The 26,503-nt window shown below is 64.1% G+C and carries 24 protein-coding genes and 4 pseudogenes; 15 read left to right on the plus strand and 13 right to left on the minus strand.

The features are described from left to right. Positions 1 to 317: 317 nt before the first annotated feature. Positions 318 to 2,870 carry a glycosyl hydrolase gene (locus ADT71_RS26690; protein ID WP_231636221.1) on the minus strand — a complete coding sequence of 851 codons (2,553 nt, stop codon included), beginning with the start codon at positions 2,868 to 2,870 and terminating at the stop codon, positions 318 to 320. On the opposite strand from ADT71_RS26690, the gene ADT71_RS34555 reads away from it, so the two are divergent. Then, complete coding sequence (locus ADT71_RS34555; protein WP_231636279.1) at positions 2,857 to 3,237, plus strand: hypothetical protein; 381 nt, start codon at positions 2,857 to 2,859, stop codon at positions 3,235 to 3,237. The genes ADT71_RS26690 and ADT71_RS34555 overlap by 14 nt on opposite strands. Here the strand turns inward: ADT71_RS34555 and ADT71_RS34560 are convergent. Continuing rightward, a pseudogene (locus ADT71_RS34560) lies at positions 3,202 to 3,813 on the minus strand (glycosyl hydrolase); the annotation flags it as partial. The gene ADT71_RS34555 and the pseudogene ADT71_RS34560 overlap by 36 nt on opposite strands. Before the next feature lie 289 nt (positions 3,814 to 4,102). Between ADT71_RS34560 and ADT71_RS26695 the strand changes: the two are divergent. The 3 genes and pseudogenes from ADT71_RS26695 (at position 4,103) to ADT71_RS26705 (ending at position 8,699) form a co-directional block, all read left to right on the plus strand. After that, a pseudogene (locus ADT71_RS26695) lies at positions 4,103 to 4,422 on the plus strand (2Fe-2S iron-sulfur cluster-binding protein). A gap of 58 nt (positions 4,423 to 4,480) precedes the next feature. Continuing rightward, positions 4,481 to 6,058: a cytochrome P450 gene (locus ADT71_RS26700; RefSeq protein WP_054441806.1), complete on the plus strand. Its 1,578-nt coding sequence runs from the start codon at positions 4,481 to 4,483 to the stop codon at positions 6,056 to 6,058. Positions 6,059 to 6,194: 136 nt separating this feature from the next. Beyond that, entirely contained in the window at positions 6,195 to 8,699 is a 2,505-nt protein-coding gene (locus tag ADT71_RS26705) for a TonB-dependent receptor (protein WP_054441808.1), read from the plus strand. 83 nt (positions 8,700 to 8,782) lie between these two features. Here the strand turns inward: ADT71_RS26705 and ADT71_RS26710 are convergent, their stop codons facing one another. The 9 genes from ADT71_RS26710 to ADT71_RS31745 all read right to left on the minus strand — a co-directional run bounded on the left by ADT71_RS26710 (position 8,783) and on the right by ADT71_RS31745 (position 16,076). Continuing rightward, positions 8,783 to 9,280 carry a TetR/AcrR family transcriptional regulator gene (locus tag ADT71_RS26710; RefSeq protein ID WP_054441813.1) on the minus strand — a complete coding sequence of 166 codons (498 nt, stop codon included), beginning with the start codon at positions 9,278 to 9,280 and terminating at the stop codon, positions 8,783 to 8,785. Between the two features lie 207 nt (positions 9,281 to 9,487). Continuing rightward, on the minus strand, positions 9,488 to 10,201 hold the full coding sequence (locus tag ADT71_RS26715; RefSeq protein WP_054441814.1) for a class I SAM-dependent methyltransferase: 714 nt from the start codon (positions 10,199 to 10,201) through the stop codon (positions 9,488 to 9,490). After that, a complete protein-coding gene (locus tag ADT71_RS26720) occupies positions 10,201 to 11,034 on the minus strand; it encodes a hypothetical protein (RefSeq protein ID WP_132468887.1) in 834 nt (277 codons plus the stop codon). The genes ADT71_RS26715 and ADT71_RS26720 overlap by 1 nt, the downstream gene beginning before the upstream one ends. A 468-nt stretch (positions 11,035 to 11,502) precedes the next feature. Next, positions 11,503 to 12,312, minus strand: coding sequence for a sterol desaturase family protein (locus ADT71_RS26725; RefSeq protein WP_054441816.1), 810 nt, complete (start codon positions 12,310 to 12,312; stop codon positions 11,503 to 11,505). 276 nt (positions 12,313 to 12,588) lie between these two features. Beyond that, the gene (locus ADT71_RS26730) at positions 12,589 to 14,736 is read right to left on the minus strand and encodes a glycoside hydrolase family 2 TIM barrel-domain containing protein (protein WP_369818352.1); all 2,148 of its coding nucleotides are present in this window, start codon (positions 14,734 to 14,736) and stop codon (positions 12,589 to 12,591) included. After that, positions 14,640 to 14,909 carry a hypothetical protein gene (locus tag ADT71_RS26735; protein WP_156336845.1) on the minus strand — a complete coding sequence of 90 codons (270 nt, stop codon included), beginning with the start codon at positions 14,907 to 14,909 and terminating at the stop codon, positions 14,640 to 14,642. Before ADT71_RS26735 ends, ADT71_RS26730 begins: the two co-directional genes overlap by 97 nt. A gap of 174 nt (positions 14,910 to 15,083) precedes the next feature. Further along, positions 15,084 to 15,368 (minus strand): hypothetical protein, encoded by a 285-nt coding sequence (locus ADT71_RS26740; RefSeq protein ID WP_054441819.1) that lies wholly within the window; start codon positions 15,366 to 15,368, stop codon positions 15,084 to 15,086. A 127-nt stretch (positions 15,369 to 15,495) separates the two neighbouring features. Then, positions 15,496 to 15,825: a hypothetical protein gene (locus tag ADT71_RS26745; RefSeq protein ID WP_054441820.1), complete on the minus strand. Its 330-nt coding sequence runs from the start codon at positions 15,823 to 15,825 to the stop codon at positions 15,496 to 15,498. 65 nt (positions 15,826 to 15,890) lie between these two features. Then, positions 15,891 to 16,076 (minus strand): hypothetical protein, encoded by a 186-nt coding sequence (locus tag ADT71_RS31745; RefSeq protein ID WP_132468885.1) that lies wholly within the window; start codon positions 16,074 to 16,076, stop codon positions 15,891 to 15,893. 54 nt (positions 16,077 to 16,130) lie between these two features. Here ADT71_RS31745 and ADT71_RS34565 point away from each other — a divergent pair, with 54 nt between their 5' ends. The 4 genes and pseudogenes from ADT71_RS34565 to ADT71_RS36050 all read left to right on the plus strand — a co-directional run. Then, positions 16,131 to 17,177, plus strand: a complete 1,047-nt coding sequence (locus tag ADT71_RS34565; protein WP_231636222.1) for a TonB-dependent receptor plug domain-containing protein — start codon at positions 16,131 to 16,133, stop codon at positions 17,175 to 17,177. After that, the gene (locus ADT71_RS34570; protein WP_231636223.1) at positions 17,150 to 18,811 is read left to right on the plus strand and encodes a TonB-dependent receptor; all 1,662 of its coding nucleotides are present in this window, start codon (positions 17,150 to 17,152) and stop codon (positions 18,809 to 18,811) included. The genes ADT71_RS34565 and ADT71_RS34570 overlap by 28 nt, the downstream gene beginning before the upstream one ends. After that, a complete protein-coding gene (locus tag ADT71_RS26755; RefSeq protein ID WP_231636224.1) occupies positions 18,811 to 19,956 on the plus strand; it encodes a Ca2+-dependent phosphoinositide-specific phospholipase C in 1,146 nt (381 codons plus the stop codon). The genes ADT71_RS34570 and ADT71_RS26755 overlap by 1 nt, the downstream gene beginning before the upstream one ends. Before the next feature lie 121 nt (positions 19,957 to 20,077). Then, positions 20,078 to 21,013 (plus strand): annotated as a pseudogene (locus ADT71_RS36050) (histidine-type phosphatase); the annotation flags it as partial. A 174-nt stretch (positions 21,014 to 21,187) separates the two neighbouring features. On the opposite strand, the gene ADT71_RS36055 reads toward ADT71_RS36050, so the two are convergent. Beyond that, positions 21,188 to 21,898, minus strand: coding sequence for an SDR family oxidoreductase (locus tag ADT71_RS36055; RefSeq protein ID WP_082370588.1), 711 nt, complete (start codon positions 21,896 to 21,898; stop codon positions 21,188 to 21,190). Between the two features lie 76 nt (positions 21,899 to 21,974). Between ADT71_RS36055 and ADT71_RS26770 the strand changes: the two are divergent. From ADT71_RS26770 to ADT71_RS26790, 7 genes and pseudogenes are all read left to right on the plus strand, one after another. Further along, positions 21,975 to 22,901: pseudogene (locus ADT71_RS26770) on the plus strand (LysR family transcriptional regulator). 158 nt (positions 22,902 to 23,059) lie between these two features. Further along, on the plus strand, positions 23,060 to 23,497 hold the full coding sequence (locus ADT71_RS26775; protein WP_197283134.1) for a peptide deformylase: 438 nt from the start codon (positions 23,060 to 23,062) through the stop codon (positions 23,495 to 23,497). Further along, the gene (locus ADT71_RS35215) at positions 23,470 to 23,598 is read left to right on the plus strand and encodes a hypothetical protein (RefSeq protein WP_197283135.1); all 129 of its coding nucleotides are present in this window, start codon (positions 23,470 to 23,472) and stop codon (positions 23,596 to 23,598) included. Before ADT71_RS26775 ends, ADT71_RS35215 begins: the two co-directional genes overlap by 28 nt. A 202-nt stretch (positions 23,599 to 23,800) precedes the next feature. After that, positions 23,801 to 24,766 (plus strand): methionine ABC transporter ATP-binding protein, encoded by a 966-nt coding sequence (locus tag ADT71_RS26780; RefSeq protein WP_054441822.1) that lies wholly within the window; start codon positions 23,801 to 23,803, stop codon positions 24,764 to 24,766. Next, positions 24,763 to 25,245 (plus strand): methionine ABC transporter permease, encoded by a 483-nt coding sequence (locus ADT71_RS26785; RefSeq protein WP_231636226.1) that lies wholly within the window; start codon positions 24,763 to 24,765, stop codon positions 25,243 to 25,245. Before ADT71_RS26780 ends, ADT71_RS26785 begins: the two co-directional genes overlap by 4 nt. A gap of 14 nt (positions 25,246 to 25,259) precedes the next feature. Further along, positions 25,260 to 25,427, plus strand: a complete 168-nt coding sequence (locus ADT71_RS34580) for a hypothetical protein (protein ID WP_231636227.1) — start codon at positions 25,260 to 25,262, stop codon at positions 25,425 to 25,427. Between the two features lie 8 nt (positions 25,428 to 25,435). After that, on the plus strand, positions 25,436 to 26,233 hold the full coding sequence (locus ADT71_RS26790; RefSeq protein ID WP_054441823.1) for a MetQ/NlpA family ABC transporter substrate-binding protein: 798 nt from the start codon (positions 25,436 to 25,438) through the stop codon (positions 26,231 to 26,233). A 69-nt stretch (positions 26,234 to 26,302) separates the two neighbouring features. Here ADT71_RS26790 and ADT71_RS26795 read toward each other — a convergent pair whose 3' ends face one another. Further along, a complete protein-coding gene (locus ADT71_RS26795) occupies positions 26,303 to 26,503 on the minus strand; it encodes a hypothetical protein (RefSeq protein WP_132468881.1) in 201 nt (66 codons plus the stop codon).

Genomic DNA, 26,503 nt, shown 5'->3' on the forward strand with positions numbered 1-26,503 from the left:
GCGGAAGGATCAGTGCGCCATTTCTATTTCGAAAATCGAGCTTGAGCCGGCGAGCTGTGACCGTGACGTGTAAGCTGCGGGTTACTTCCGCGAGCAGGGCGCCCGCTTCTTTCAGCAGGTCGGTGGTGATCGCCAGACCCGAGCCAGCGGCTGGGACGCTCGATGGAAGGACGTGCAGAGCCGGGCACGGCAAGCGCGGCGCCCATAGCGATCGAAGCGACAAGTCGCCGGCCGTTTGCCTTTGTCATCTCCCATAATGTCGCGCGGCAATTTTTTTGGCCTTCACGTTTTCTGTTTATTGGTCTGACCAGTGATTGTTACCGTGTTTCTGACGCTGACACACGTTTTCTTCCCGGCGATGCTTTTAATGCTGCATTGCGGTCCATGTTGACGTTGCCGGAATTCTGCAACGGGAAGCCGAGCAGCCGGATTGGACCGATCAATCCCGCGCGGCGCAAGGGCGCGTCTTTCCGGTAGGTGGGCGTCGCGGTCCATGTCACCTTGTCCGCTCCCGGCTGGGCATCGCCGATGAGGCGATTGACCCAGAGGTTGGCGACGCGGACTTGCACGCGGTTCCTGCCCGGTTTCATGAACGCGCCGATGTCGACGCGGTAAGGCGCATGCCAGGCGTGGCCGGCAATGCGGCCATTGATGCTGATTTCCGCGATCTCCCGCGCTTCTCCCAGATCGAGCTGGAGAGGCTGGCCTGCCTTCCAGCCGCGCGGCGTATCTATCTCGCGCGAGTATGTGGCCACGCCGGAAAAGTAGCGGATCGCCGGATCGTCGTTTTCGTCCAGCGGCGCCAGCGCCATGCGAACGCTTGCGGGCGCGCCGCGGCCGGGTTCGAACGCGACATTCCAGAGGCCCGGAACCGTCGCCAGCGGGACGGGATCGCGGGATGGCGCGGATTGCTGGCGTGCCGGGGTTTCCTTGCGAAACACCACGTTTACGGATTCGTCGGCCTGCAAGGTCAGGGGGATGATCGTGATGCCGTCCCGGATCGTGAAGCTGACGGATTCGGATCGGCCGGTCTCCGCATGCCACAATTCGGGTATCCTGCCGGCTATCCTGAACCGGGCTTCGATCGTCTCGGTTCGGTCCTTCTGATTGGAAATGAAGTAGATGTCGGCCTCCTGCGACTGTCGGTGCACGAACGGCAGATGGCTGTCGGCCTGCGCGCCGGTGTAGGAAAAGTCGGGCCTGACGCCGATATCGGTCAGGACGGAAGCGAGATCGTTAGTGTTAAACACGCGGCCTTGCCCGACGGCGGTGTCCGGCCGGCCCGGCCAGAGCTTGCCGAGCAGGCCAGCGTATAGGTCCTTGTCCGTTTCCAGCCCCGGGTCGCCGATCGGCCGCCGGCCCACCACGATCGCGCCTTGTTCTGCCAGGGAAGCGACCCTGCGCAGCACGGCAAGGCTCATCCGGCTGGAGGAACCGCCGAGATAGAGCACGCGGTAACGTGCGCCGCCGATGCTGGCGAGTTCGCCGCGATCGACTTTCACGGCTTCCATGAGCGCATCGGCATTCACGAAGTCGAACGCATGGCCTGTGGGAACGCCGGTAGTTTGCCCATCTCCGAAAAGGGACGTGAGGGGCGCTTCCTCGCCGTGGAAATAGGCGACATCGGCAACGTTCCTTCCCTGCTGCAGCATCAGCGCGTTGCGTGCGATGTAATCCATCCACGGCCGCGCGAGTTCGCCCCATGCTTCGTTGCGATTGAAATCCTGCCCGAAGATCGAAAGGCGCAGTCCCGGCTTGCGGTCTTCCACCGGCACATGAACCGAGGTGTGGATGACCGGCCGGTTGATGCCGCTTGCGAATTCCAGGTCGATCATGCGCTTGAGATCGGCCGGACCATAGGACCACGGCGAGAGCATGGACGTCAGTGATTCCGCCGCCACGAATGTCCTGCCATAGATATGAGCGACGGATGCCGCGCCCTTCATGTCAGCTAGATAGGTGGGCTTGGGTCCTCCTGCGCGAGGGAAGGCCCACATTGCGGCCATGGGAATGTCGGCGAACTTGCGCATGGCCATGTCGTCGCCCAGCATGGGACGGTGGTCCTCCAGGGCTTCGCCGTAGACGATCATGCCGTGTTCGTGGGCTGACCGGGCGACCGTACCGTAATGCTCGCTGGCGAGCAGTTCCGCCAAAGTCCGGCGGAAGTCATGGAGGAAGCGGTCGCTCCGGCTTCGCGATCCGACGATCCTCCCGGTGAGGGCAGGCATCCAGGGAACCGGATCGTATCCGCGCAGGCGCCGGAACCGGTCGATCATGCCGGGCGTCCAGTTCGATGCGCCCACTTCGATGCTGTCGGTCAGGATGGCCCGGATCCCTTTTCCGCCCATCAGGTCCTGACCGGCCGCGTCGCGATAGGTTTCAAGGTAGTGATCCATGTAGCGCTGCACCGCTGCGGCGTCGTACTTGTCCACCTCGAGCCCGGTGGCCTCCAGCGGCGCCGGGTGGTTCATGGTGCCGACGAGCGAATAGCCGAACCGCATGATCCGCCACCGCCCCTTTGGCGGCAGCCAGTCCAGCGTGCCGTCGGGGCGGAGGCGCGCTGTCACGTCGATCACATCGGTCGGGGGCGTTCCCGGTGTGTCGATGAGCCCGTGGTCGAGATCGTAGTAGTCCGGCACGACGTCGAACCCGGCCTTGGCTTCGGCACGATGGATGCGATCGGTTTCGGAAAGGACGAATTCGGCAATGCGGATGGTCTTCGCCTGCCCGGTGCCGGAAAACCCTGCCGCCAGAGCGGAAAGATCGACGCCTGCGGGTGGCGGCGCGATGTTGGGCAGGCTGCTGACTTCCTCGAACACGGCGCGGAACCGGCTTGCCTTCACGGGCGGGAAGGCCATGGTCGTGGGCACGCGCGAAAGCGGTATTTCGGATACTGCCGTCCACGTCCCACCGGTCGTTTTCGGCTTCCAGTCTGGCCTTGAGGTTGGCGCCGACGAATTTGCCGGAACCGCCGGGCACGAAGAGCGTCACGGACCGGACCGTGCGTGGCCGGGCGTAGTCCAGTTCCAGGACCGAGGGGCCTTTCGCCGCCTTGGCGAGGTCAACCGCGGATTCGAGATCGCCGTCCGCCAGGGCGGCTCCGTCAATCTTCTGCCCGGGGCCGTCCCTGTAGGATGCGGGCGCCGGCACCTCGTTTACGGCGGCTGGAAAAGCCAGCACGGCGACATCGCGGTAGAAGGGCTGCGGAACTTCGGGCGCCTTCTCGTTAATGGTTGAGTTCGTTCCCGACTTTGCCGCGATCGACTGGAAGGGCCCGGTTATAGCAGGCGGCGCGGGGAGCGCCCGCGAGAACGGTTTTCCGCCTTCGATAGTCACCTCGCTCCAGACCAGTTTCTTCATGCCATCGGCGGGCGGCACCCATGGCCCGCCGGTTTCGGACCATCCCGGCGAAGAGGCGATGGCCAGTTCGATGCCGAGCCGGTCAGCTTCCCGAGCGGCGGCCCTGAACGCCGATTTCCAGGCGGGCGTCATGTAGACCAGTCTCTGGTCGACGATCTGCGGGCTCTGCAGATTGACATCGAAGGACTGTGCACCGCCGATACCGGCGCGCTTCATCCAGGCAAGATCCCTGAGGAGTCCGTCCTGCGTGATGTTGCCGTTGATCCAGTGCCACCAGACGCGCGGCCGCGCTTCCATGGGAGGATCGTTGAAGGCGGCTTCGAGACCCCGTGCTTCCGCGGGCTGGGCGGGATCTGCTCCATCGGCAAGCGCGGGGGGCGAGCAGATGGCGGCCGAGAGTAACAGAAACTGCTTCAACACTTTGGCATCAAAACGAAAATTCCCTGCTGCCATGTCTCTGCCCGTTCCTGCATCGTTGCGCGAAGAATGCCTGGCCGGAACAGGCCCTTGCGTACTGTCTCCGGCGCCATGTATTTTTTGCGATACAGTATCGCGTATTAATGGATTGAAGCGCTGTCAAGCCAGTGACGCGGTTCGGCCGGCTGATGCCGCCGCATGCCCCCTTCCCATCCTCGTTCGGGCTTGACGCATATGCGGCGTCAGGTTTATGCGCCACTGTATCGCGTAAAAACGAGATCCGGTTTGAAGCCGGTGGGGCCGCGGTGCGGGAGAGGGCTGGAAAATGACGACGATTATCGTTGTGGGCGCGTCCGGAGAGGAAAGAGCCCTGGAGGCGAGGCCGGGGCAAACCGTCATGGAAATCATCCGGGATGCCGGGTTCGATGAACTGCTGGCGCTGTGCGGGGGCTGTTGCTCCTGCGCGACCTGCCACGTCCATGTCGAACATGTGCAGGGGACGAAGGCCCTCGATCCCATGAGCGATGATGAAAGCGATCTGCTGGATTCGTCGAGCCACCGGAATGAGCGCTCGCGCTCTCGTGTCAGTTGCAGGTCACCGATGCGCTCGATGGCCTGCGCGTGAGGATCGCCCCCGAAGACTGAAACACCGAAACACTTGCTTGCGGGCAACGCACCCGCGCAAGGAACAGGAGCAGGATAGATGACTGAACTGGCCGATCGGGACTATTTCACCGACCATGAAATCCTTGTCGATCCCTACGCCTATTTCGAGGCCGTGCGCGGGAAGGGCGGGATCTACAGACCCAAGGGCAAGGATTACCTGATCGTCACGGGGTTCGAGGAGACCCTCGAAATCATGCGCAATTCCGAGGATTTCTCGGCGATCATCGGGCTTCAGGGCGCCTCGGCGCCCTTGCCGTTCACACCCCGGGGCTGCGATATCACCGCCGAGATCGAGGCGCACCGCGAGGCTTTCCACGGCGGCGACCTGCTCGTCAACCTGGACGACAATGCCCATCTTCAGTTGCGGTCGCTGGTCAACCGCCTGTTCACGCCTTCGCGCCTGAAGGCGAACGAGGCATTCATCCAGGCCTTCTCCGACGAACTGGCGCGCGATGCGGTGGCGAACGGCAGTGTCGAACTGGTCCGGGCGATCGCGACCCCGTTCGTCACGCTGGTCATTGCCGATCTTCTGGGTATCCCCGCCGAGGATCGCCAGCGCTTCATCGAGATCATCGAGAACGCGCCGCCCCCCGGAAATCTGGACGGCGAACTCGATCTTGACGCCGAGGACCATCCTTTCGTGATCATGGGCGGCTACTTCGCCCAATACGTTGCCGATCGCCGCGCCAATCCGACCGAGGACATCCTTTCCGAGCTGGCGAACGCCCGTTACCCCGATGGGACGCTTCCGGACGAGATGGCCATCGTCAAACTGGGCATGTTCATGTTCGGGGCGGGGCAGGACACCAGCGCCAAGCTGCTGGGCAATGCGATGCGCTTCATAGTCGATCAGCCCGGCCTTCAGGACCGGCTCCGTGCCGACCCCGCGCTGATCCCGGCCCTGATCGAGGAAGTGCTGCGGCTGGAAGGATCCACCAAGCAGACCGCGCGCTTGGCGCGCAAGGACACGAAGATCGGCGATCTCGAGGTTCCTGCCGGAACGAAGATCATGCTGGCGATCGCGGCGGCCAATCGCGATCCGGCACGTTGGGAAGATCCCCAGGAATTCAGGCTAAATCGCCCGAAGATCAGGGAGCATGTCGCATTCGGGCGGAGCGCGCATACCTGTGCGGGCGCTCCACTGGCGCGTGTCGAGGTCCGGATCATTCTCGAGAAGCTGCTCAGGTACACGTCGGATATCGACCTCGATCCCGCGGTTCATGGGCCGCGCGGTGCGCGAAAGCTCGACTTCGAGCCGAGCTTCATCATTCGCGGGCTGGCGGAACTGCATCTGAAACTGACCCCGGCAGACGGCGTCGATCTCAACGCGGCGCAGCCTTCGATCCTCGGGAAGACCCCTGCGGTCGAGGCGTCGCCGTCACCGGTCGCTCCGGCGGGTTACTCCACGGCCGGGACCAGACTGGCAGTGCTGTTAAAGGACGAGGCAGCCAAGGCGGTGCTCGATGCGCATTTTCCGGGGATCACGGCAGACAAGCGGATCGGCATGGCGAAATCGATGACGCTGCGCGCCATCCAGAAGTTCGCGCCCGGCCAGTTTACCAACGAAGCGCTGGATGCCGTTGACCTGGACCTGGCGGCACTGCCGACCGGCTGATGCACCGTTTCCCTTCGCCTCGCCGGACGCACGGGGCGAAGGGAATGGTCAATCCAATTTATGAAAACAGATTGACCAATGCGATACAGTATCGCACGAAATGCGTAATATAAAAAACAGAAGGGAAGGGGATTCGATGCGTAGGGAACGGGCTCTCACGCTCGCGGGCGCCAGCCTGCTTGCAATGTCCACGCCGGCACTTGCCCGGCAACAGACCGAACCGGCGGCAACGGGCGAGGCGAATGCAGCGCTGTCGCTGACCAATGAGATCATCGTTCAGGCCCGCCGTCGCGACGAGAGCCTGCAGGACGTGCCGCTTGTCGTGAACGCCGTGACGGCCGACACGATAGACAAGCTGAACATTCGCAGTTTCACGGATATCGGTTCAGTCGTCCCTGGCCTTCAACTGACGCCCAATGCCAATGGCATCGGCACGTCGTCATCGATCCGAGGCGTCAATCACGACGTGAATGTCAGTGCCGAAAACGGCACCATCCAGTACTATCGCAACGATGCCCCGGTCCCGTCGAGTTTCGTTTTCCAGACGATGTACGATGTCGGCCAGATCGAGGTCCTGCGGGGGCCGCAAGGTACTCTGCGCGGCCGGTCTACGCCTTCGGGTTCCATCACGGCAACCACCAGGCTGCCGGATCTCGTCGAGCCGGGCGGTTATGTTTCCGGTACATTCGGATCGGGATCGGCGGCCAACATCAACGGTGCCCTGAACATTCCGGTGATAGGCGACGTGCTGGGCGTTCGCGTGGCCGGACTGCACAAGTTCGACCGGCTGAACCGCGTCAGCAGCATCAACAGCGATGTGAAGCCGCGCAGCGAAACCAATGCGATCCGCGCGACCGTCCGCTTCGAGCCGACCCAATGGCTACGCTTCGGCTTTCTCTATGAGGGAATGGAGAACGATGCCTTGCGTTTCGACCAGGTGCGTTCGGTAGCGGCGTTCAATCCCGATTACACCCCTTCGGCCGGCGCACCGGACTACGGCGACATCGGGATAGGCGATTATCTTTCGGTTCAATCCCGGCCCAGCACTGTTTCGCAGAAATTCCGGTTCTACAACTGGAACGCCGAGGCCGACATTCTCGGCCAGCGCCTGGTCTACGTAGGATCGCGCACGGCGCAGCATTACCGCAGCTTCGGGGTGCGCGACCTCGCCAATTTCTTCCCCGACCTTGCGATCGGGCAGGAGGCCGACACGCGCGGCACGACGTCCAGCCACGAGGTTCGCCTGCAGAACGTCGACCGGATCGTGGGCCTGTTCGACTATGTCGTGGGCTATTTCCAATATGCGGTTCCGTCCCGCACGATCCTGAACGAGAGCAGCATCACGCAGTTGCGGCTGGCAGGCCCCGGCATTCCGATTGCGCCGCCCAGCGTGACGGACACGCCGATCTATCTTCCCAAAGGCATGCCGAAGGAGGAATCGTTCTTCGGGAACGTGACGCTTCATCTGGGCGATGCGACCGAACTGTCCGGAGGCCTGCGCCGAATCCACTTCACGGACTTCCGCGATGGCCTGTTTATCGGCTGCACCCCGCAGTTGTACGAGGCCGGATCGTGTACGCGCCAGAATGGCACGCAGTCGGACGTGAAGGAGAACACCACGATCTACAGCGCGAGCATAAAGCACCGCTTCACGCCGGGGCTCATGGTCTATGCGGCAACCGGCAGTTCCTGGCGTCCGCCTGTCGTCGCGATCGGCAATTTCACGCATGCCGATTACACGCCGAACGAAGTCGCCCATGTCGCGCTGCCGCCGGAAAGCTCGAAGTCCTATGAGATCGGCGTGAAATCGGACTGGTTCGATCACAAGCTGACATTCAACCTCACGGCCTATCACCAGAAATACAAGAACTACCCCTACCGTTCGGGCGGGGCAGGCATTGCTTATATCAACATCAATTCGGCCGGTGCGCCCACTATCGGCAACTTCAACTTCGTGAGCGCGGTGCCGGTGAAGGTGAACGGGGTGGAGGCGGAGCTCGCTTTCACTCCAACCTCGCAGTTCAGTGTCGGCGCTACCGTCAATTATGCCCGGAGCACGATAGGCAATGCGCTGCTGGCCTGTACCGACGCGCTGAACAACCAGACGGGTGCCGTCGGTTCGGACGGACTTCCCGACAGCGTGACCCCGACGCTCGCGCAGATGCAGCAGGCTTACGGCGCCGAGCGCGTGGCGGTGTGTCCGGGCGGCGGACAAAGCGCGACATTCCAGCCGCAGTGGACCGGCGTTCTGCGCGCGGAGTACAACCAGCCGGTCGGACATGACATGGACGCCTATGTGCGCGGGCTGCTGAGCTGGCGAGGCAAGTCGAAGACCGATCCCAACAACCGCTTCGACGATGTCGGGGCATATGGCCTGTTCAACCTCTATGGCGGTTTGCGCGCGGCCGATGGAGGCTGGGAAGTCACCGTCTATGCCAAGAACCTGTTCGATACGAACAAGCTGCTGACCCAGGATGACCTGGCCCAGTTCACGGCTGTGACTGACGTCTATCTGGCGCCGCCGACCTTCAGCGTTACGGGCATCGGATCCACCGTCTACAACAGCCGCTACACGGGCGTGACCGTTACCGCGCCGCGCGAATTCGGCGTGACGTTCCGCGTGGCGTTCGGTTCCCGCTGAGGATATCTGCTCCCGGAAGTCCCGCAGGATCAATCGGCCTGCGGGACTTCCGGGAGGTTTGGCGATGCCGCTTCGAAACGGCGTCAGTCGGGAGCCATGATCGAGGTGGAAAGCAGCCGGAACAGGATCCTGGCCACTTCCGGCACACTATAGGTCCCCTCCGGCTGGCCGACCCACCATGCCAGCGTTTCGGCAATCAGGGAGGCTGCGCATATGGTGCCCAGATCCGGCGGCAGCCACGCATTGAGAGGCGTTTCGTTCTGCGCGACGATCCTTGATACGCGCAGCCATTCCTCGCGCATGGCGCTGCCCGCACCGCCGTTGAGGAGGATCGACCAGAGCGAACGGTGCTCATCGACATAGGAGCAAAGCGCCCGGAAACCCGCCTCGTAGTCTTCCGCGTCGCGGATGGACAAGGTCAACTGGTTGAGGTGCGCGATCTCGTCCTTGGCGATGGCGTCGAGCAGGCCTTCCTTGGTCTGATGGTGGCGGAAGAATGTGGCGTAGTGAACTTGCGCTTCGGCGCAAATGTCACGGACGGTGATTTGATCGAACGGCTTTCGCTGCAGGAGCGCGAGCATGGCCTCCTGCAAGGCGCGCGCGGATCGCAAGGCGCGGGCATGCTTAGACCTCGATGACGCCAGTGGCTCGATTTTATGCGATACAGCGTCGCTTTTCTTACGATTCGGTTTGTCGGTATCGGCCATCGCCTCGTCTTTGACGCAAAAGCGACTGGCTGCGCAAGCGAACAGCGAAAAGGCGGGCCGGTCGATGGTGCCCGAAACGGCTCATGAGGTATCCTTGGTCAGGCGATAGAAGCAGTAGTCCGTCCCGTCGCGGCCATGCTCGACGAGTATCATCGCATCGATGCCGAGCTTCAACGCATCGAACGTTCCCAGGACGACATCCTTCCTGTGCTGGATCGTATGCGGATCATTCGCGCGCGGGTGCCGGAGCAGGCGCCGTGCAAACCGCCGCAGGCCGAGCAGTCTGCCCACGATCAGCCGGCGAAAACCGTTCGGGCCGTGCAACAGCAACTCACCGACGGGAACCTGATGGCGAATGCCCACGATCAGGTGGCGTTTCGAAACCCGCCGGAGTTCCCGCAGAACTTCCTCAAGCCCGCGCGCGTCCATCCAGTTGAGGAAACGGATGCTCAGGGCGCAGTCGTAAGTGCCGTCCGCATCCGGGATGGCGCGAATGTCGGCAAGCTCGAGCGTGCAGTCCAGTCCGTCCGCATCGTCCAGCTTGACGCGTGCCGCTCTCAGCATGTCCGGCGAAATGTCGCGCCCGACCACCTTGAAGCCGCGTTCGTGATAGAGCTTGAGAAAGCGCCCGGTCCCCACCGGCATGTCGGTAACAGTGGCTCCGCTCCGGACGGCGCGCAAAAGCTCGCGGACGGCGCTATCCTCGCTTACCCATTTGGCTGTGGGTGCCCGGCGGGCATCGTATCCTGTGGCGGTGGCACCGGTATATGCGCTGCTCAGTGTCTGAAAATCCATCAACCGATCTCCTGCTGAGGAATTCTGATCCGCAAGAATTGTGCGACCTGTTCGGCGGCGTCGGATAACTGATCCTCGCCGTTCACCTCGAGGACGGGAACGCCGCGCCGCCGCAAATGCTCGGCGGCGAGAGCGAAGGCTTCGGCGGCGTCAACCGTGGCGGTATGAAGCTCGTTGTCGTCGAGACCAGCATGGGCGCTGATCCTGCGCCCCCTGTTGCGCAGACGTTCGACTATGACGCCGGGGCGCGCCGCCACGAGCACGACCGCACCGGGCTTCGGTACGGAGGAAAAGTAGGCCTCCCGCAATGACGGCGGGCTGGCCCAGCCTTTCTGGACGAGCGCATCCTGTTGGAGGATCTGCACGTCGGCGGGCAGGCGGTTCCAGAGATGGAGGTCGCGCAGCTGCTCCAGCATGATCGGCAGTCTGGCGAACCGGGCAAAGGCATCGCCGAAGCCGGTTCGCGCCATCTCGATGCAACACTCCAGGAAGGCCCCGTGGATATGCAGCATCTGGCGGAACGAGTCCTCCGAAGAGATCGCTGCCAGCCGCCTTGCAAAAACATCCCCCACGCGTGGCAACTGGAACGCGGAAAGGTAGGAGATGCGCCGGATCGGGCTGACCTGATCCAGGCTTGCCGTGGCGGCCAGCAGCCTGCCTTCCTGCACTGTGCGATAGATGGCCTGCCGCCCAAGACGCGCGCGTGCGGCATGGTAGATCGCGGACTTTCCCACGCCGGGCGGGCCGACGAATTCGACCTGCCGCTCGGCGCCGGGGAATGCCGGATCGTGTGCAACGGGGGGAATCGCCAATTGGGGGGTGGGCAGGTTCATCGCCTTCACATCCTCAGCGCTGAAGATTTCGCCCGCGGCTGTGCCCGGGCTCCTCGATAACCTGCCTCGCCCCCAAGGAAGATCAACTCAACCAATTGGTAGAGAATGTGGACGCGGTCAACCCGGCATGGAATTGAGAAATTCTTATGACAGAAAAGAAAATTCCCGGAGGTACTGAACCGATTAGGGGCCGCTGTTTCGGCCTATATCCATGTTATGGCGAGATTTTTTAATAATGAGGGCGAAGAAATTATATTGAATTTTTCTTAAGTCGATCCGGAGGTGGCCGATGATTTACGATTCGCCCTCCAGCCTGAACTGGCGCAGAGGGCGATGTGCCCGGCAATCGCGCTGGGATCCTTCTCTCAGCCCCGGCGTCATGACCTCGAATGTGCCGGCAGCGAGGCATGGGAAACGCCGTCGCTCGAGACATCGAAAACGGCGTCCCCTGCGCCTGCCGCTTGGTGATCAGTCCGCCAGTTCCGCCGTCACGGGACCCGCCCGTCCGGCGCTTTCGCCTCGGGCCGCGCGCGCGGCGGCGGTGCGGTCCTTGATGGCTTCGAAATCGCTCTCGTACTTCTTGCGCATGGTGCCGCACAGACGGTCCCATATCGTTGTGTAGCCACCGAAATTGCCCGTGAAATAGCGGTGATGCTGATCGTGGAATGTTGCCGAGATGAACCACTTAGTGGCCCAGGTCCGGTTCCACCAGCGGGGGAGGAACTCGTAGCCGGAGTGGACGTAGAGCCCCATGATGATGTTCGTCGGCAGGATCAGCGCCATTGTCGCGTCATGGACAGTGAAGGCGGCCAGAAACAGCGGGACGAACCCGCCATTGATGATCGATTCCAGCGGGTTGACCGAAAGCGTTGTCAGCAGGTTCGGCGAAGTCGATTTGTGATGGAGCTTGTGGACCCAGCTATAGACCGGTTCCTTGTGCATCCAGCGATGGAGCCAGTAGAAATAGGTGTCGAACAGGAAGAAGTAGAGCACGTATTCCAGCGCGATGGTCCACCATGCCGCCGGTGTCGGATCGAACGTGATCCATCCGTGGGTCTTGGCCCAGCCGGTCGCCATGCCGATGATCTTGCCGGATATGGCCAGGGTGACGACGGCAATCAGCGCCTCGTTGCGGAAGATCTTCCACTTGAAGCCTCTGGGCTGGATCTTGCGTGCCTTGAAGAAGCCTGACGCGATACCGGCGACTATGCCGGTCACCACGAAAGCCGCCAGCCAGAGATTCAGGGCCTGTTCGCCGCTGATGAAGGACTTGAACATCGGTGCCTCAGGAAAGAACGAGGGCAAAGGCGACGATATGCGCCGCCAGAGCAAAGGGAAGGGCGTAAGCGGAGCGGCTGGGCATCCGGGTGTTCATGGGTTTCTCCATCTTCGGGTCCGAGGCGGACATGGCCATGTCCGGATGTCAGTTCGCGACTGGCCGGCAAGCAGGATTACGTTACGGAGGGAGTTACCCAATAAATCTCCCGGAAAACCGGCATTTTGCCAGTTCGCGCATCGCGAACTGGCAAAGGTCAACGTGTTTCGGCTTGGATTTCAGGATAAGTCGAAGGCAATTCCACCCTCCGCCAGTCCTTCGCATTTCGCCTTTATGCGCACCCGGCCCGGCTTGCCGCTCCCTCGCAGGATGAGCAGCGCCTGCCCGCGGTAGCACTCCGCGCTTGACGACTGGAAAGAGCCGGTTGCATGCGGATTGGCACTGCCGAAAGCGGCCAGGGTCGCCGGTCCCTCGATCAGGAGATCGATGCGTCGGCGGTCGTCGGGCAGGACACGGCCCTGCGCGTCGGTGATGTCCACCCGCAAGTAGCTGAGGGCATTTCGGGCGGCTCCGGCTTCGCGGCGTTCCGGCACAACGCGAACGCGCGCGGCAGGGCCCACCGTTTCCAGCACCTTGCGCGCAATCGGCTTGCTGTTGCGATATGCGATCGCTTCCAGCTTTCCGGGCGCATAGGGCACCTCGAACTCGGCCCGCCGCCGGTCGCCCGGACCGAGATTCCGGGAGGCGACCAGCTTTCCGTCCAGTCGCAATTCGACCCTGTCTCCGGCGGCGTGAACCCGCACACCGAGCGGGCGCCCCTCGGCGCCGGGCCAGGTCCAGCTCGCCAGTTCGTCGGACCAGCCCCAGCCGGAGACATATTCGAATGTCCCCTCAGGGCCTGGGCGCTGCACCGCCATTTCGAGATCGCTGATGCCCCACACCACATCGCGCGCCAGGGAGGACGCCTTCTGCTGGCCGATCAGGTCGATGTCGCCGCACCAGGCGTTCACCCAGGGGAAGGAGGGGAGGTAGATCGGATAGTTGCCGTTCTTCAGCCTCGCGTTGGCGCCGATCCCGGCTTCTCCGAGATAATCCATCGCGGTCCACAGGAATTCGCCAAGGAAGTAGGGCGCCTTCTCCTGCAAGGCCTGATAGTCGTAGACATCGCGAGCGAAGGTCTCGGAAGCATAGACCACGCGTTCCGGGTGCACGCCCTCCTCGGCCTCGATATCTTCGAGGCGGTAGTTGTAGCCGGGCACGTCGAGAAACACGGTCGATGCATTGTCGGTCTTGCCGCCTCTGCCCGCGCGCGCGGTTTCGGGGGCGGCGATCAGTTCAGCGCCAAGAACCCCGTTCAGTCCGGCCGTGATCGGTCTTGTCGGATCGAGCCGCCTGACGGCATTGGCCAGTTTCCATTGCCACTCCACCCCTTCTTCCGTTGACCGGAACGGGATCTCGTTGCCGATGCTCCACATGATGACGGACGGGTTGTTCCGGGCCGTACGGACCATCGCATCGATGACTTCCGACCAGTGTGCCGGGAACTGCTGCGCGAAGTCCTGCGGCTCCTTGGCGACGTGCCAGGCATCGAACGCTTCCTCGATCAGGTACATGCCGAGCCGGTCGCACGCCTCCCTCAGGCTGCGGGACGCGGGGTTGTGCGAGGACCGGATGGCGTTGAAGCCGCGCGCCTTGAGCAGCCGCAGCCGGCGTTCGTCGGCATCGGGAAAGGCACAGGCGCCGAGCAGGCCGTTGTCATGGTGGAGGCAGCCGCCCTTGAGCTTCACCTGTTGGCCGTTGACGGTCATGCCGGTCCGCGCGTCGAAGGCTATGATGCGGATGCCGTAAGGCTGGACGATGCGGTCCAGCACGGAACCGTTCCGGACGAGTTCGGTTTCCAGCGAATAGAGTTCGGGGCTGGCCGCCGACCAGAGGCGAGGGCCGCGAACCTCCAGGGTCTGCCGCATCGCTGCCGCAGCAGGAGCGCTTGCTTCGGCGACGACGCGGCCATCCGGTTCGACGAGCCGGGTGCGGAGGATATCGCCGCTTTCCGGAGCTACGACTTCGCTCGACACATCCACCACCGCACGGCCGTTTTCGAGCTTGCTCGTCCAGGCCGCCACACCCCAGCGGACGAGCCGCGAGGCGGACGGGACAATGTCGAGCTCCACCGAGCGGTAAAGGCCCGAACCTGAGTACCAGCGGCTGTTCCGGCCGAGGTTCCGTACCCGCACGGCCACCACGTTATCGCCGGTGCGGTCCAGGAAGGGCGTGAGGTCAAGCGCGAACGGGGCATATCCCGCCACGCTGCCGCCAACTTGCCTGCCGTTCAGCCAGACGTCCGTTTCCAGATAGGCGCCGTCGAAGACAATCTCGACGCTTGCGCGGCCGGGTAGGCATCGGCGCGGAAGTGCTTGCGGTACCAGCCTTCGCCGCCGTTGGTGAAGCCGGTTGCGGTCTTGCCGATCGAGCGTTTGTCGAACGGGCCGATCACGGTGCCGGGAAGCTGCCCCGGCAGGTCCTCCACGCTCCAGTCGTGGGGCAGGTCCACCCGGCGCCAGTCGGTATCGTCGAACGCCTTGCTTTGGGCGCCGTCCATCTCACCCAGCCGGAAGCGCCAGTCGTCGTCGAAAGGTTGGCGGCGCGCGATGGTTTGCCGTTGCCACGCTGCGCGCACTTGCCGCAGGGGCTGCGAAGGCCGCGCCGCTTACGGCGGTTGCGGCGGCTATGGCCAGCACGTTGCGCCTGCCGGTGGTAAGGAAGCCGCGTTCCATCACCGCTCTCCCAATGTCTTGAGCTTAACATCTACACGGTCGAGCATGTCGGGTTTGACCACCCCGAACTGCACGAGCGACCGGAACGAGAAGTTGCCGAGGTGCGGCTTTATCATGTCGTTGCCGATGCGCGCCTCGACATTGGGGATTTCCGCCAGGATGATGGCCCAGGCTTCCGGGATCGCCTTCAGATCGGCGATGGCGGTGTCTTTCGTGCCGAGCAAACGCGGGAGCCGGCGCGGCGGCGTGAACTGCTGTGCGGGCGGATAGAGCGGAGCGTCCATGGTCGTTGGTCCTGACCTTTCTTGCGGGATGCACGGTTTGGGAAAGCGGCGCGCGCGGGAGCAGGCGCGCAAGCGCGGCACGCCGACCTTGGCGGCGTGGACAAAGTGGCCGGAAGCCTTCAGCCCATCACTTTTTCGGAGGTAGCTTCGCGAGATCGGCGTCGATCGCCGCCAGTTTGGCGTCGGTGATCTGGTCTGCCGAATACTGCTGGATGGCGCGCAATGTCATGCCGCGCGCCATGGCGATCTGGTCGCTCTTGACGATTTCGGGAAGGTACTTCTCAAGAACGGTCCTGGCTTCGGGATCGTCGAGAAGGGTTCCGATATCGGTGTCTTGTGCCGTGTATCGCGGAGTTGCGGCCTTTGCCGTGGCGATGGTGGCCGCAGCCGGGGCCTGTGCATTCGCGCCAGACGCGGCGGTGGCGGCAAGCAGTGCGATAAACAGCTGAGTGCGCATGATTTCCTATCCTTCTCCACTGCGGCGCCGTTCTTCCGGGGCAGAGCCCTCGCCCGGATCGCGCTCTAAATGTACACGTCGTATATATAAATCACGCAGACATTGCCAAGCATTTTTGCGCTGCCTGATTCCCGGCGGGGGTTTCCGGCAAGGGTCATGCGCAGGATCCGCCTTCCTGCAATTCCGGGGAAATATTTCGCAATATTTTCAATATTCACCGAACCGTCATCGCCACGACCCGGAATCGTCATCTGCGCTTCCTAGGGCGCCCCGAACACAATCGTTTGTATCCGGGGAGCACCTCAATGCGTTTCAACAAGCGTGCGCTGGCATCGTCAGCGTCGACCCTTCTGCTCGCCTGCGCGAGCGTTTCTGCAATGGCCCAATCCGCGCCCCAGGCCGCGCCAACGCCGGCTCCGGCGCCTTCCGACGCTTCTGCCGAGACGGGACCGGACGGCGTGAACGGTGAGGATATCGTCGTTACCGGCAGCTATGCGCGCAGCCTGAGCGCGGCGACCGAAGCGAAGCGCAATGCCGCTTACGGCGTCGACTCGATCAATTCGACCGATATCGGCAAGTTCCCCACCCAGAACGTGGCCGAAGCGCTTCAGCTGGTGACGGGCGTGGCCATCACCCGCCCGCGCGGCGAGGGCATGTATGTCAGCGTTCGCGGCCTTGGCCCGCAGTTCCAGAACACGCTGCTGAACGGCAGCCCGGTGGCGGTAAACGAAGTGATCGAGAACGGCGGCGCGGCCGGTCGCCAGTTCCGCTTCGAGATGCTCCCGGCCGAGTTCACCTCCAGCATCGACGTCGTCAAGACGCCGACCCCCGACATGACCGAGGGCGCGCTGGGCGGCAACATCAACGTCAAGACCTTCGAGCCGTTCGACGTCGGCACCAAGACCACGCTCAACCTGCGCGGCACCTACACCACCCAGACCGACAAGGTTAAGCCGAACGCCACCCTTATCACGAGCTGGGTCAACAAGGACGATACCTTCGGCGTGCTCGTCGGCGGCCAGTACTGGGCCAAGGACGTCCGCAACGACCGCTTCATGAACTTCGGCTGGTACAAGGACCGCTTCGCTTCCGCACTGGGCGAAGGCTATTACCTGCCGACCCGCACCCGCCCCACCGTGGAGACGGAAAAGCGCGAGCGCATCTCCGGCATGCTTTCCATGCAGTGGCGCCCCAATCCGGAGCTGGAAACGACGCTCAACGTCCTCGCCACCCGTCTGGACGTGGCCTATGACGAGTTCGGCCTCGACATCTTCCCGGACGATACCAGCGTGGCCGGGCACCGGCGACCATCGACCCCGACAGCGTGGTGCTGGACGGCGATACCGTGGTGAAGGCGACGATCAACGACGTGCGCTTCATGGCCTCGCGCGAGTACAGCCTCAACCGTCACGATCTCATCAATGTCGGCCTGCGCCAGACCTGGAACCACGATGCCTGGCACGTTTCGGGCAATGTGAACTGGTCCTTCGCGCACAGCTATCACCCGAGCTACGATGTCGGCACCGTGCGTAGCCGTGCGATGTTCTTCGCGCCGCTGACTTATGACGCGACCGGCGGCTACAAGAACGTGCCCACCTTCAACACCACGGTCGATGCCACCAACCCGGCGAACTACCAGCTCTACCAGTTCAACATCGCGCCCAAGAACAGCAAGGACTGGAACTTCTACACGCGCGCCGACGTGGCGCACGATTTCGAAGGCTTCATCTCGAAGCTGGCCGTTGGCGGCGAATATCAGTTCCGCAAGCGCGACTATTCCCGCCGCGACTTCCTGGTGAATCCGGCAGCGGGCACCCCGCTCTCCAGCCTCGGTTCCGGCGCTTATGAGCAACTGCCCTTCGACAACTATCTCGAAGGTCTCGGCGGCAATATCCCGCGCAGCTTCCTGGTGCCGGTAACGCAGGCCTATCTCGACGCGTTCTTCACTTCGGATGTCGAGAATTCGGCGCTTACCGCTTCGGATCTCGCCGCATCGTTCCGCACCACCGAAAAGATCTGGAGCGCTTACGCCCGTGCGGATTACGCCTTCACGCTGGGTTCGATCCCGATCACCGGCAACATCGGCGCGCGTTACGTGCACACCGATCAGGTGGCGAGCGGCAACTTGCGGTCCGGCAGCGTGACCACGCCGGTCAGCTACCCCAAGACCTTCAACAACGTCCTGCCCAGCTTCAACTTGCGCGCCGAACTGTCCGGCAATCTCGTCGGCCGCCTGAGCGCAAGCCGTGTCCTGACCCGTCCCAACGTGACCGACAGCGCGCCGCGCATCACCGTCTCTACCGATGCTCCCACGGCAAGCGGCGGCAACCCCGATCTCGTGCCGTTCCTGGCCACGCAGTTCGACGGCTCGCTGGAGTGGTACTTCAACAAGTCGGGCTCGCTGACCGGCGCGGTGTTCTACAAGTCGATGGACGACTACATCACCCAGCAGAACGTGCCCATCGAGATCCCGGGGCGCGGCACCGTGCAGCTCAGCACGCAGGTCAACGGCGGCGATGCCAAGGTCTACGGTTTCGAGGCGGCCTATCATCAGGTCTTCACCTTCCTGCCGCAGCCTTTCGACGGGCTCGGCCTGCAGGCTTCCTACACCCGCACTTCCGTTCAGGCGGACTACACGGCGGGCTCTCGCACCATCAAGGACGAGATGATCGGCCTTTCGAAGAACAGCTTCAACGTGGTGGGCTTCTACGAAAAGGGGCCGATCTCGACCCGGCTTTCCTACGTCTGGCGCGACCGTTATCTCTCCGGGACGGGCAGCACCACGCAGGCCCCGACCTACACCGCCGCCTTCGGATCGCTTGACGGTTCGGTGGCCTATCGCCTGACCGACAACGTGACGCTGAGCCTGGAGGCGATCAACATCGCCGGCGCGCGTCAGTACACCTACAACGACAGCCCGCTGCGCTTCGGCGAGATCAACGATTACGGCACGACGATCCTGTTCGGCGCGCGGGCTGAATTCTGATGCGCGGCGCGATTGTTCTGGCCGCCATCGGGCTGGGTCTGGGCGGGGGAGCCATGGCTTCCCCACCGGCCGCCGGTTCCGGCGCGGCTCCCGCCTCCCAAGCGCCTGCAGCCGCCGACCTGCGAATGAACGACATTCAGGTCGTGGGTTCGCACAACAGCTTCAAGGCGCGCATTCCGGCGGAAGTGATGGAAGGCATCCGCCAGCGGGACGCGCGTCTCGCCGGAGCGCTGGATTACTACCACCTGCCGCTTGCGGAGCAGCTCGACGCCGGCGTGCGTCAATTGGAGATCGACATCTTCGCCGACCCCGAAGGCGGGCGATATGCCGATCCCAAGGGAGAGAAGCTGCTGGCGGCAGGCGGCGCCAGCGGGTTCGACCGGGCAGCCATGCTTAAGCCGGGCTTCAAGGTCCTGCACATTCCCGATGTGGACTACCGTGCCACATGCGTCACCCTGATCCGCTGCCTTGGCGAGGTCGATGCATGGTCGCGCGCCCATCCCGGCCATCTGCCGATCATGATCACCATCAATGCCGCCGACACGCCGAATTCGCATGACGTGACGGCTCCGTTGCCGCTCGACGATGCGAAGCTGCTCGATGATCTGGACCGGGAAATCCGCAAGGCGCTTCCCGGCCAGCGGCTCATCGCGCCGGACGAGGTTCGCGGCAAGGCCGGCAGTCTGGCCGAAGCCGTGAAGTCGAAGGGCTGGCCGACCCTGGAGGCTGCGCGCGGGCGGATCTACATCCTGCTCGATGTGCGTCCGGCCGTTTCCGAGGTCTATCGCCGCGGGCATCCCTCGCTGCGGGGCCGGGCCATGTTCGGCTGGTATCCCGATGGCGAGGCGGAAAGCGCGATCCAGATCGTGCAGGACCCGGTGGCCGACGGCGCAAGAATCCGCGAATGGGTGAAATCGGGCGTTATCGTGCGCACCCGCAGCGACGCGAACACCGTGGAGGCGAGGGCGCATGATCTGGCCAAGGCCCACGCCGCCGGGGAAAGCGGGGCGCAGGCCGTCAGCACGGACTATTACCCCGGTGCCCCCGATCCGCTCGGCCTCGGTTTCTCGGTCACTCTGCCCGGCGGCGTCATGGCGCGCTGCAATCCGGTTCGCGTGGCCGCTTCCTGCACCGTGAAGCCCTGACATGGCGACCTGGCGCAACCTGCTGGCGCTGACCGTGCTGGCGGTCGGCACGGTTCCGCTCATCGCCGTGTTTCCGGGCCAGTCGGTGGCTGCGCGCGAACTGGTGCCGGACAAGGCGGTCATGGTGATGCGGCACGGTATCCGTGCGCCTCTGGACGGCGAGGTGCCTGCGGGCACCCGCACGGCGGCGCCGTGGCCGGCATGGAGCGTGGCGGAAAGCGTGGTTACGCCTCATGGCGAACGGGCGCTGGAAATCGTGGCGCGGGCAGACCGGCAGCTTCTGGCAAGGCGCGGCCTGCTAGATAGGGCGGGTTGCCCGAAGCCCGGCAAGGTCGCGATCACGGCCAACACCTCGCCCCGCGCGATCGCCAGCGGCGAGGCCTATGCGCACGGGTTCGCGCAAGGGTGCGGGCTTGAAGTGGCGCACCGCGCGGCGGGAGAGGTGGACCCGATCTTCGAGCCGCTTCGCGCGCGTGCCACCGCGTTCGACGCTTCGGCGGCGGTGGCCGATATCGAGCGTGCCACGGGCGGGATGGCGGCGCTCGTCAAGCGGGACCGGGCGGAACTCGCCTTGCTCGACACGGTGCTGGGCTGCGGGGGCGACTGCCTGCCTCCCGGCGCCCCGGCAGTCGCACCGGGCGGCGATGGCCACGATATTGCGCTGTCAGGCCAGATCCGCAGTGCATCGGGCATCGCGCAAGTGCTGCTGCTCCAGTATCTCGAAGGAATGCCCGCCGATCAGGTAGGCTGGGGGCGGATCGACGAAAAGGGGCTGGAACGGCTCGGCCGCCTCCATGCAGACTTGTTCACCGTCTTCACCCGGCCGCCTTACATGGCCTCCCACCAGGCGAGCGCGCTGGGCCGGCGGATACTGGACAATCTGGAGCGTGGCCCCGATTTCGAGGTCCTGATGGGCCACGACACCAACGTGACCGCGCTGGCGGCTGCGCTGGATGTGGACCTGTCGGCCAGTGGCTATGCCACGAACGACGTGCCGCCCGGCGGGGCCATCCTGATCGAGCGGCTTCATGACCGGCGGACGGGCGAACGGTTCGTGCGCGTGTCCTACCGAACGCAGCCCCCGGCCGCCCTGCGGGCGCTGCGCGGCGATGTATCGTTGACGCCTCTCGTGCTTCCGGCCTGCGGAACGGAGCTTTGCCCCTATGCCGCATTCGTGTCGCGCTCGGCGGCAGGCTTGCGCCGGGGGCGTCCTGAGCGCTTCGCCGCTTGGTCAGCGCAGCGTATAGCCGCCATCGCAGTAAAGCGTGCTGCCGGTCATGTTCGCGTTGTCCAGCAGGAACAGGGCGGCCTGGGCCTGCTCGTCGACATGGGCCGGGCGCCGTACGAGGCAGAGCTGCCGCCACTGCGCATAAGCGGTTTCGCGCTGGGCGGCGGGCCGTTCGCGCCAGAGTTCGCTGTCGGTGGTGCCGGGGGAGAGGCAATTGACCCGGATCGGCGACAGTTCGATGGCCAGCCCGCGCGCGAGCCCTTCCAGCGCGGAATTGCAGGCCGCATAGGCCGGAGCCCCGATCGGCCGGGCCGAGGCCGCACCGGACATCAGGACCACCGCGGCATCGGTGCGCAGCCGGGGTAGGGCTTCGAACACCGTCCAGTACTGGCCCCAGAACTTTCCTGCGAAAAGTGCCTCGCTCGTATCGTGCATGCCATCCTGGAACGGGCCGGTGCTGTACGTGGCCGCGGGCGTGAACAGCCCGGCCAGCACCGGGGATCCGGCGAAGAAGGCGTTGATCGATGCGCGGTCGGTGGTATCGACAAGGCGGCCGGATGCACGATCGCCCAGCCGCGATAGAGCCGCCGACAGTCGTTCCGCCGATCGGCCGCCGATCAGCACCCGGTCGCCGCGTCCGACCAGCATTTCCGCAACGGCAAAGCCGATCCCCGATGTACCGCCAACTATGGCGTAAGTCCGTTCATTGTTCATGGACAGGACGATATTCAGGCATGTACATCTCGGGAAATGAAGAAATTTCGCCTCATTCACGAATTGAAATCCTGAAATGCCGAGCGGCCCCCGTCAGTCCGGCGACGATATCAGCGTGTTCCTGGCGGTATGCGCGGCGGGTAGCTTCGCGGCGGCTGCCCCCAGGCTGGGGCTCTCCGCATCTGCCGTTGCCAAAGCGGTGGCCAGACTGGAAGCCCGCCTGCAGGTCAGGCTGTTCCATCGCACGACGCGCAGCCTTGCCCTGACGGCGGAGGCTGCAGTCTACCGGGAGGCGTGCGAGGCGGCGCGCGGCCGGATAGACCGGGTGGAAGCGGAACTGGCGGCGCTGGCATCGGAACCGGCGGGCCTGGTACGGATCAGCCTGCCGCCCCTGTTCGGCACGCAGATCGTTGCTCCGGCGCTGTTCGCCCTGCGCGAAACATGGCCGGGCCTCCGCTTCGACATCTCGACTTCCACGGCCTTGGCAGACCTCCCCGGGGAGAGGACCGACCTTGCCGTCCGCATCGGCGAGCTCCCCGACCTGCCGGGCGTGACGGCACGGAGGCTGGGTGTGCAGCGGGTCGTGCTGTGCGGCGCTGCCGACTATATCGCGAAGCGTGGCAAGCCGGTCCATATCGGCGATCTCTCGCAGCATGCCTTGATCGCCGCCGGGCGCAACGGCCGCGCGTGCATGGCAATTGCGGTCGGGTGACGGCGACCGTTTGGCGTTCGAGCCACAGGCGGGGCTGTTGCTTGACGCAGCCTGCTGACGCTCGCTGCCATCCGGGCCGGGCAGGGGCTCGGACTGGTGCCCTGCTGGCTAGTCCGGGAGGAGATCGCGCGGGGCGAACTCGTCTCCGTGCTGGAAACGCATGTGGCCGGACATCTGCCTGTTCATGCGCTATGGATCACGGCGCCCGTCATGCTGCCGCGCCTGCGCGCGTCGATCGATGCTATCGTCAATGCGGCAAGAGGCGCCATCGCCGAGGGATTGCTGGTATGATCCTTGTGTGTACGGGCGCATAAGGGAAGCACCCGGAGCGGCAGGCCGCAAAGTTTTGCTTCCGGGAGTACGACTCTTATTGTCTAGTGATTTGGTTGAGATTAACTAGGCAGATCGGCGAGCGGCGCACACCCGCCGTTTGCGCAAGGATGTGACGGATGATCCTCGGAATACTGAAGATGGGCGATCCGCGCCTGCTAAAGCCCGCGCGTGCGGTGGAGGACATCGCCGCGCCGGAGGTGGGCGCGCTCGTGGCCGACATGTACGAGACCATGCACGCGGCTGGCGGGGTCGGGCTGGCGGCGCCGCAAGTGGGTGTGGACCTTCGCGTCATGATCTTCGGCTTCGAGGCAAGCGCGCGTTATCCCGGCGAAGCCCCGGTCCCGGCCACCACGCTTATCAATCCCAGCCTTGAAGTGCTGACGGAAGAGACGGAAGACGGCTGGGAGGGGTGCCTTTCGGTTCCCGGCATGCGCGGGCTGGTGCCGCGCGCCACGCATATCCGCTATGGCGGAACGCTGGAGACGGCACCGTGCTGGAACGGGAAGCGCGGGGCTTCCACGCCCGCGTGTTCCAGCACGAATTCGATCATCTGAACGGCGTGCTCTATCCCCGGCGCATACGCGACATGACGAAGTTCGGCTTTATCGATGCCCTGTTTCCCGGCAGTTCGCTGGCCTCTCTGGAGGCCGGTTGATTTCCCCGATGCGGGTGTGCGGGCAGGCAGGTCTGGATAGTCCGGCCCGGTTCCGCTAACCGCCGCTTCCCCCAGCGCTCAGCAATTCACGAGTTTTTCCGGTTCGGAGCCATGATCGATATATTCCAGTTCCATCACCACCCGCGCGGGCCCTGCGGTATCGCGAAGCGATGCGGCGATCCGGCGGAAAGGTGCGTGCCGCATGATCCGGCTTGAAGGCGTTCACAAGGCATACGGCGGCACCCATGCCGCGCTTGCCGATGTCGATCTGGAGATCGGCCGGGGCGAGGTGTTCGGCATCATCGGCCGGTCCGGCGCGGGCAAGTCCACGCTGGTGAGGCTGCTGAACGGCCTCGAACGGCCAAGCGCCGGACGCGTGCTGGTGGACGGCATCGACGTTGCGGTTCTGGGGCCGCCGCAATTGCGGTCGTTGCGCAGGCGCGTGGGGATGATTTTCCAGAACTTTGGGCTGCTCTCGTCGCGCACGGTGGCTGACAACGTCGCCCTGCCGCTGCGTATCGCAGGCGCCTCCGCCTCGGAGATCGCCGCGAAAGTGCCGGCCTTGCTGGAGCGGGTGGGGCTTGCGGAGCATGGCGACAAGTATCCGGCCCAGCTTTCCGGCGGCCAGAAGCAGCGCGTCGGAATCGCGCGGGCGCTGACCACCGATCCCGATATCCTGCTGTGCGACGAGGCGACCAGCGCCCTCGATCCCGAGACGACACGCAGCATCCTTGCCCTCATCGCCGACCTCAACCGCGAGCTTGGCCTGACGATCGTGCTCATTACGCATGAGATGGAAGTGGTCCGCCAGGTGTGCGACCGGGTGCTGGTGCTCCATTCGGGCCGCGTGGTCGAAACGGGCAGCGTGGCGGACGTTTTCCTTCATCCGCAGGCGGCGGAGACCCGCGCGCTGATCGACGAGGACGGCGAACACGAGGCACCCATTGGGTTCGACGGTCCGATCGTGCGCCTGACGCTGCACGGACAGTCCGTCCTCGACCCCGTTCTCACAAGGATCGCGCGTGAGACGGGCACGGACTTCATCATTCTCGATGGCCGCATCGGCCGGCTCAAACATGGCAGTTTCGGCAGGCTCACACTGGGCCTTCTCGGCGGCGACACCGCCGCTGCCATCGCCGCGCTGCGCAACCATGGGGACGTCGAATGAACGACCTGTTCGCCAATGTGGACTGGGGCGAAATCGGCCAGGCCTGTCTCGATACGCTGGCCATGCTGGGCGGCTCGCTGGTGCTGACCGTACTGCTCGGCCTGCCGCTGGGCGTGCTGCTGTTCCTGACCGGACCGGGGCAGCCCTGGGCCAGTCGCTGGGGCAACGGGGCGCTGGCGCTTGCCGTCAACCTGCTGCGATCGGTGCCTTTCATCATCCTGCTGATCGTGATGATCCCGCTGACGATCCTGCTGGTGGGCACCTCGCTCGGCGTGGCGGGCGCGATCCCGCCGCTGGTGGTGGGGGCCGCTCCGTTCTTCGCGCGCCTCGTGGAAACGGCGCTGCGGGAAGTCGATCGCAATACGGTGGAGGCGGTGCAGGCGATGGGGGCGACGACGCGCGACCTCGTGTTCCGCGCGCTCCTGCCTGAAGCCCTGCCGGGGATACTGGCGGCTGTCACCGTCACGCCATCACGCTGATTTCGTTCACCGCGATGGCCGGTGCCGTGGGCGCGGGAGGGCTGGGCGATCTGGCGATCCGCTTCGGTTACCAGCGTTTCCAGACCGACGTGATGTTCGTCACCGTCGTCCTGCTGCTCGTCCTCGTCCAGTTTCTCCAGGCCGCGGGAGACCGTCTCGTCCGCCGCTTTACCCGCAAATAGGATTTCCCATGCAACGACGCCTGCTTATCGCTGCCTTTGCGGCCTTGCTGCTTCCCGGTTGCGGCGCTTCCAAGAAGGTCGATGATCCCAACCTGCTGACGGTCGCGGCCACTGCCGTGCCGCATGCCGAAATCCTCGAATTCGTGAAGCCGGTGCTGGCCAAGCAAGGGCTGCAACTCGACGTTCGCGTGTTCAACGACTACGTCCAGCCCAATGTCCAGGTTTCGGAAGGGCGGATAGACGTCAACTACTTCCAGACCGGGCCCTATCTCGATGAGTTCAACAAGGCGAAGGGCACGCATCTCGTACCGATCGCGGGAATTCACATCGAGCCGTTCGGCGCCTATTCGCGCAAGTGGAAGAAGGTTGCCGACCTGCCCGCAGGCGCGACGGTGGCCATACCCAACGAACCGAGCAACAGCGGGCGCGCGCTTCAGCTTCTGGCGCATGGCGGGCTTATCACCCTGCGCGATCCCAGGAGCATGTCGGCAACGCCACGGGATATCGTCTCCAATCCCCGGAACCTGAAGTTCCGCGAGATCGAGGCGGCCACCCTGCCGCGCGTGCTCGGAGAGGTCGACCTGGCGACGATCAACACCAATTATGCGCTGGACGCCGGGCTCAATCCCATGCGCGATGCCTTGCTGATCGAAGGCAAGGACACGCCCTACGTCAACTTCGTGGTCGGCACGGAAAAGGCGCGCAGCGATCCGCGTGTCGCGAAACTGGTTGCCGCGCTGCGCACGCCGGAGGTCAAGGCCTTCATCGAGAAGAAGTATTCGGGGGCGGTCGTTCCCGCCTTCTGAGCGGGATCGCACAGCGCGCACGACCCGATCACACGGACCTGAGCGCGAATTCGGGTTTTGAGTTCGCGCTCAGATGATGAGGTAGGCGGTAATCGCCAGGCAGGCCACGGCTACCACCAGCCAGATCAGTGGCCAGCCGTCGCCTTTGCGTTCCTTTGTCGAAACGCTGTCGATGGGCGCAGGCGTCCATTCGTCGGTCGCATGGACGCGCTCCTCGGTCTGCTTCAGGGCAGGGTTGAGGGGCTGTCCGACCTTCGCTTGTTCGGTCAT

The organism is Novosphingobium sp. ST904, assembly GCF_001298105.1.
Lineage (GTDB): Bacteria > Pseudomonadota > Alphaproteobacteria > Sphingomonadales > Sphingomonadaceae > Novosphingobium.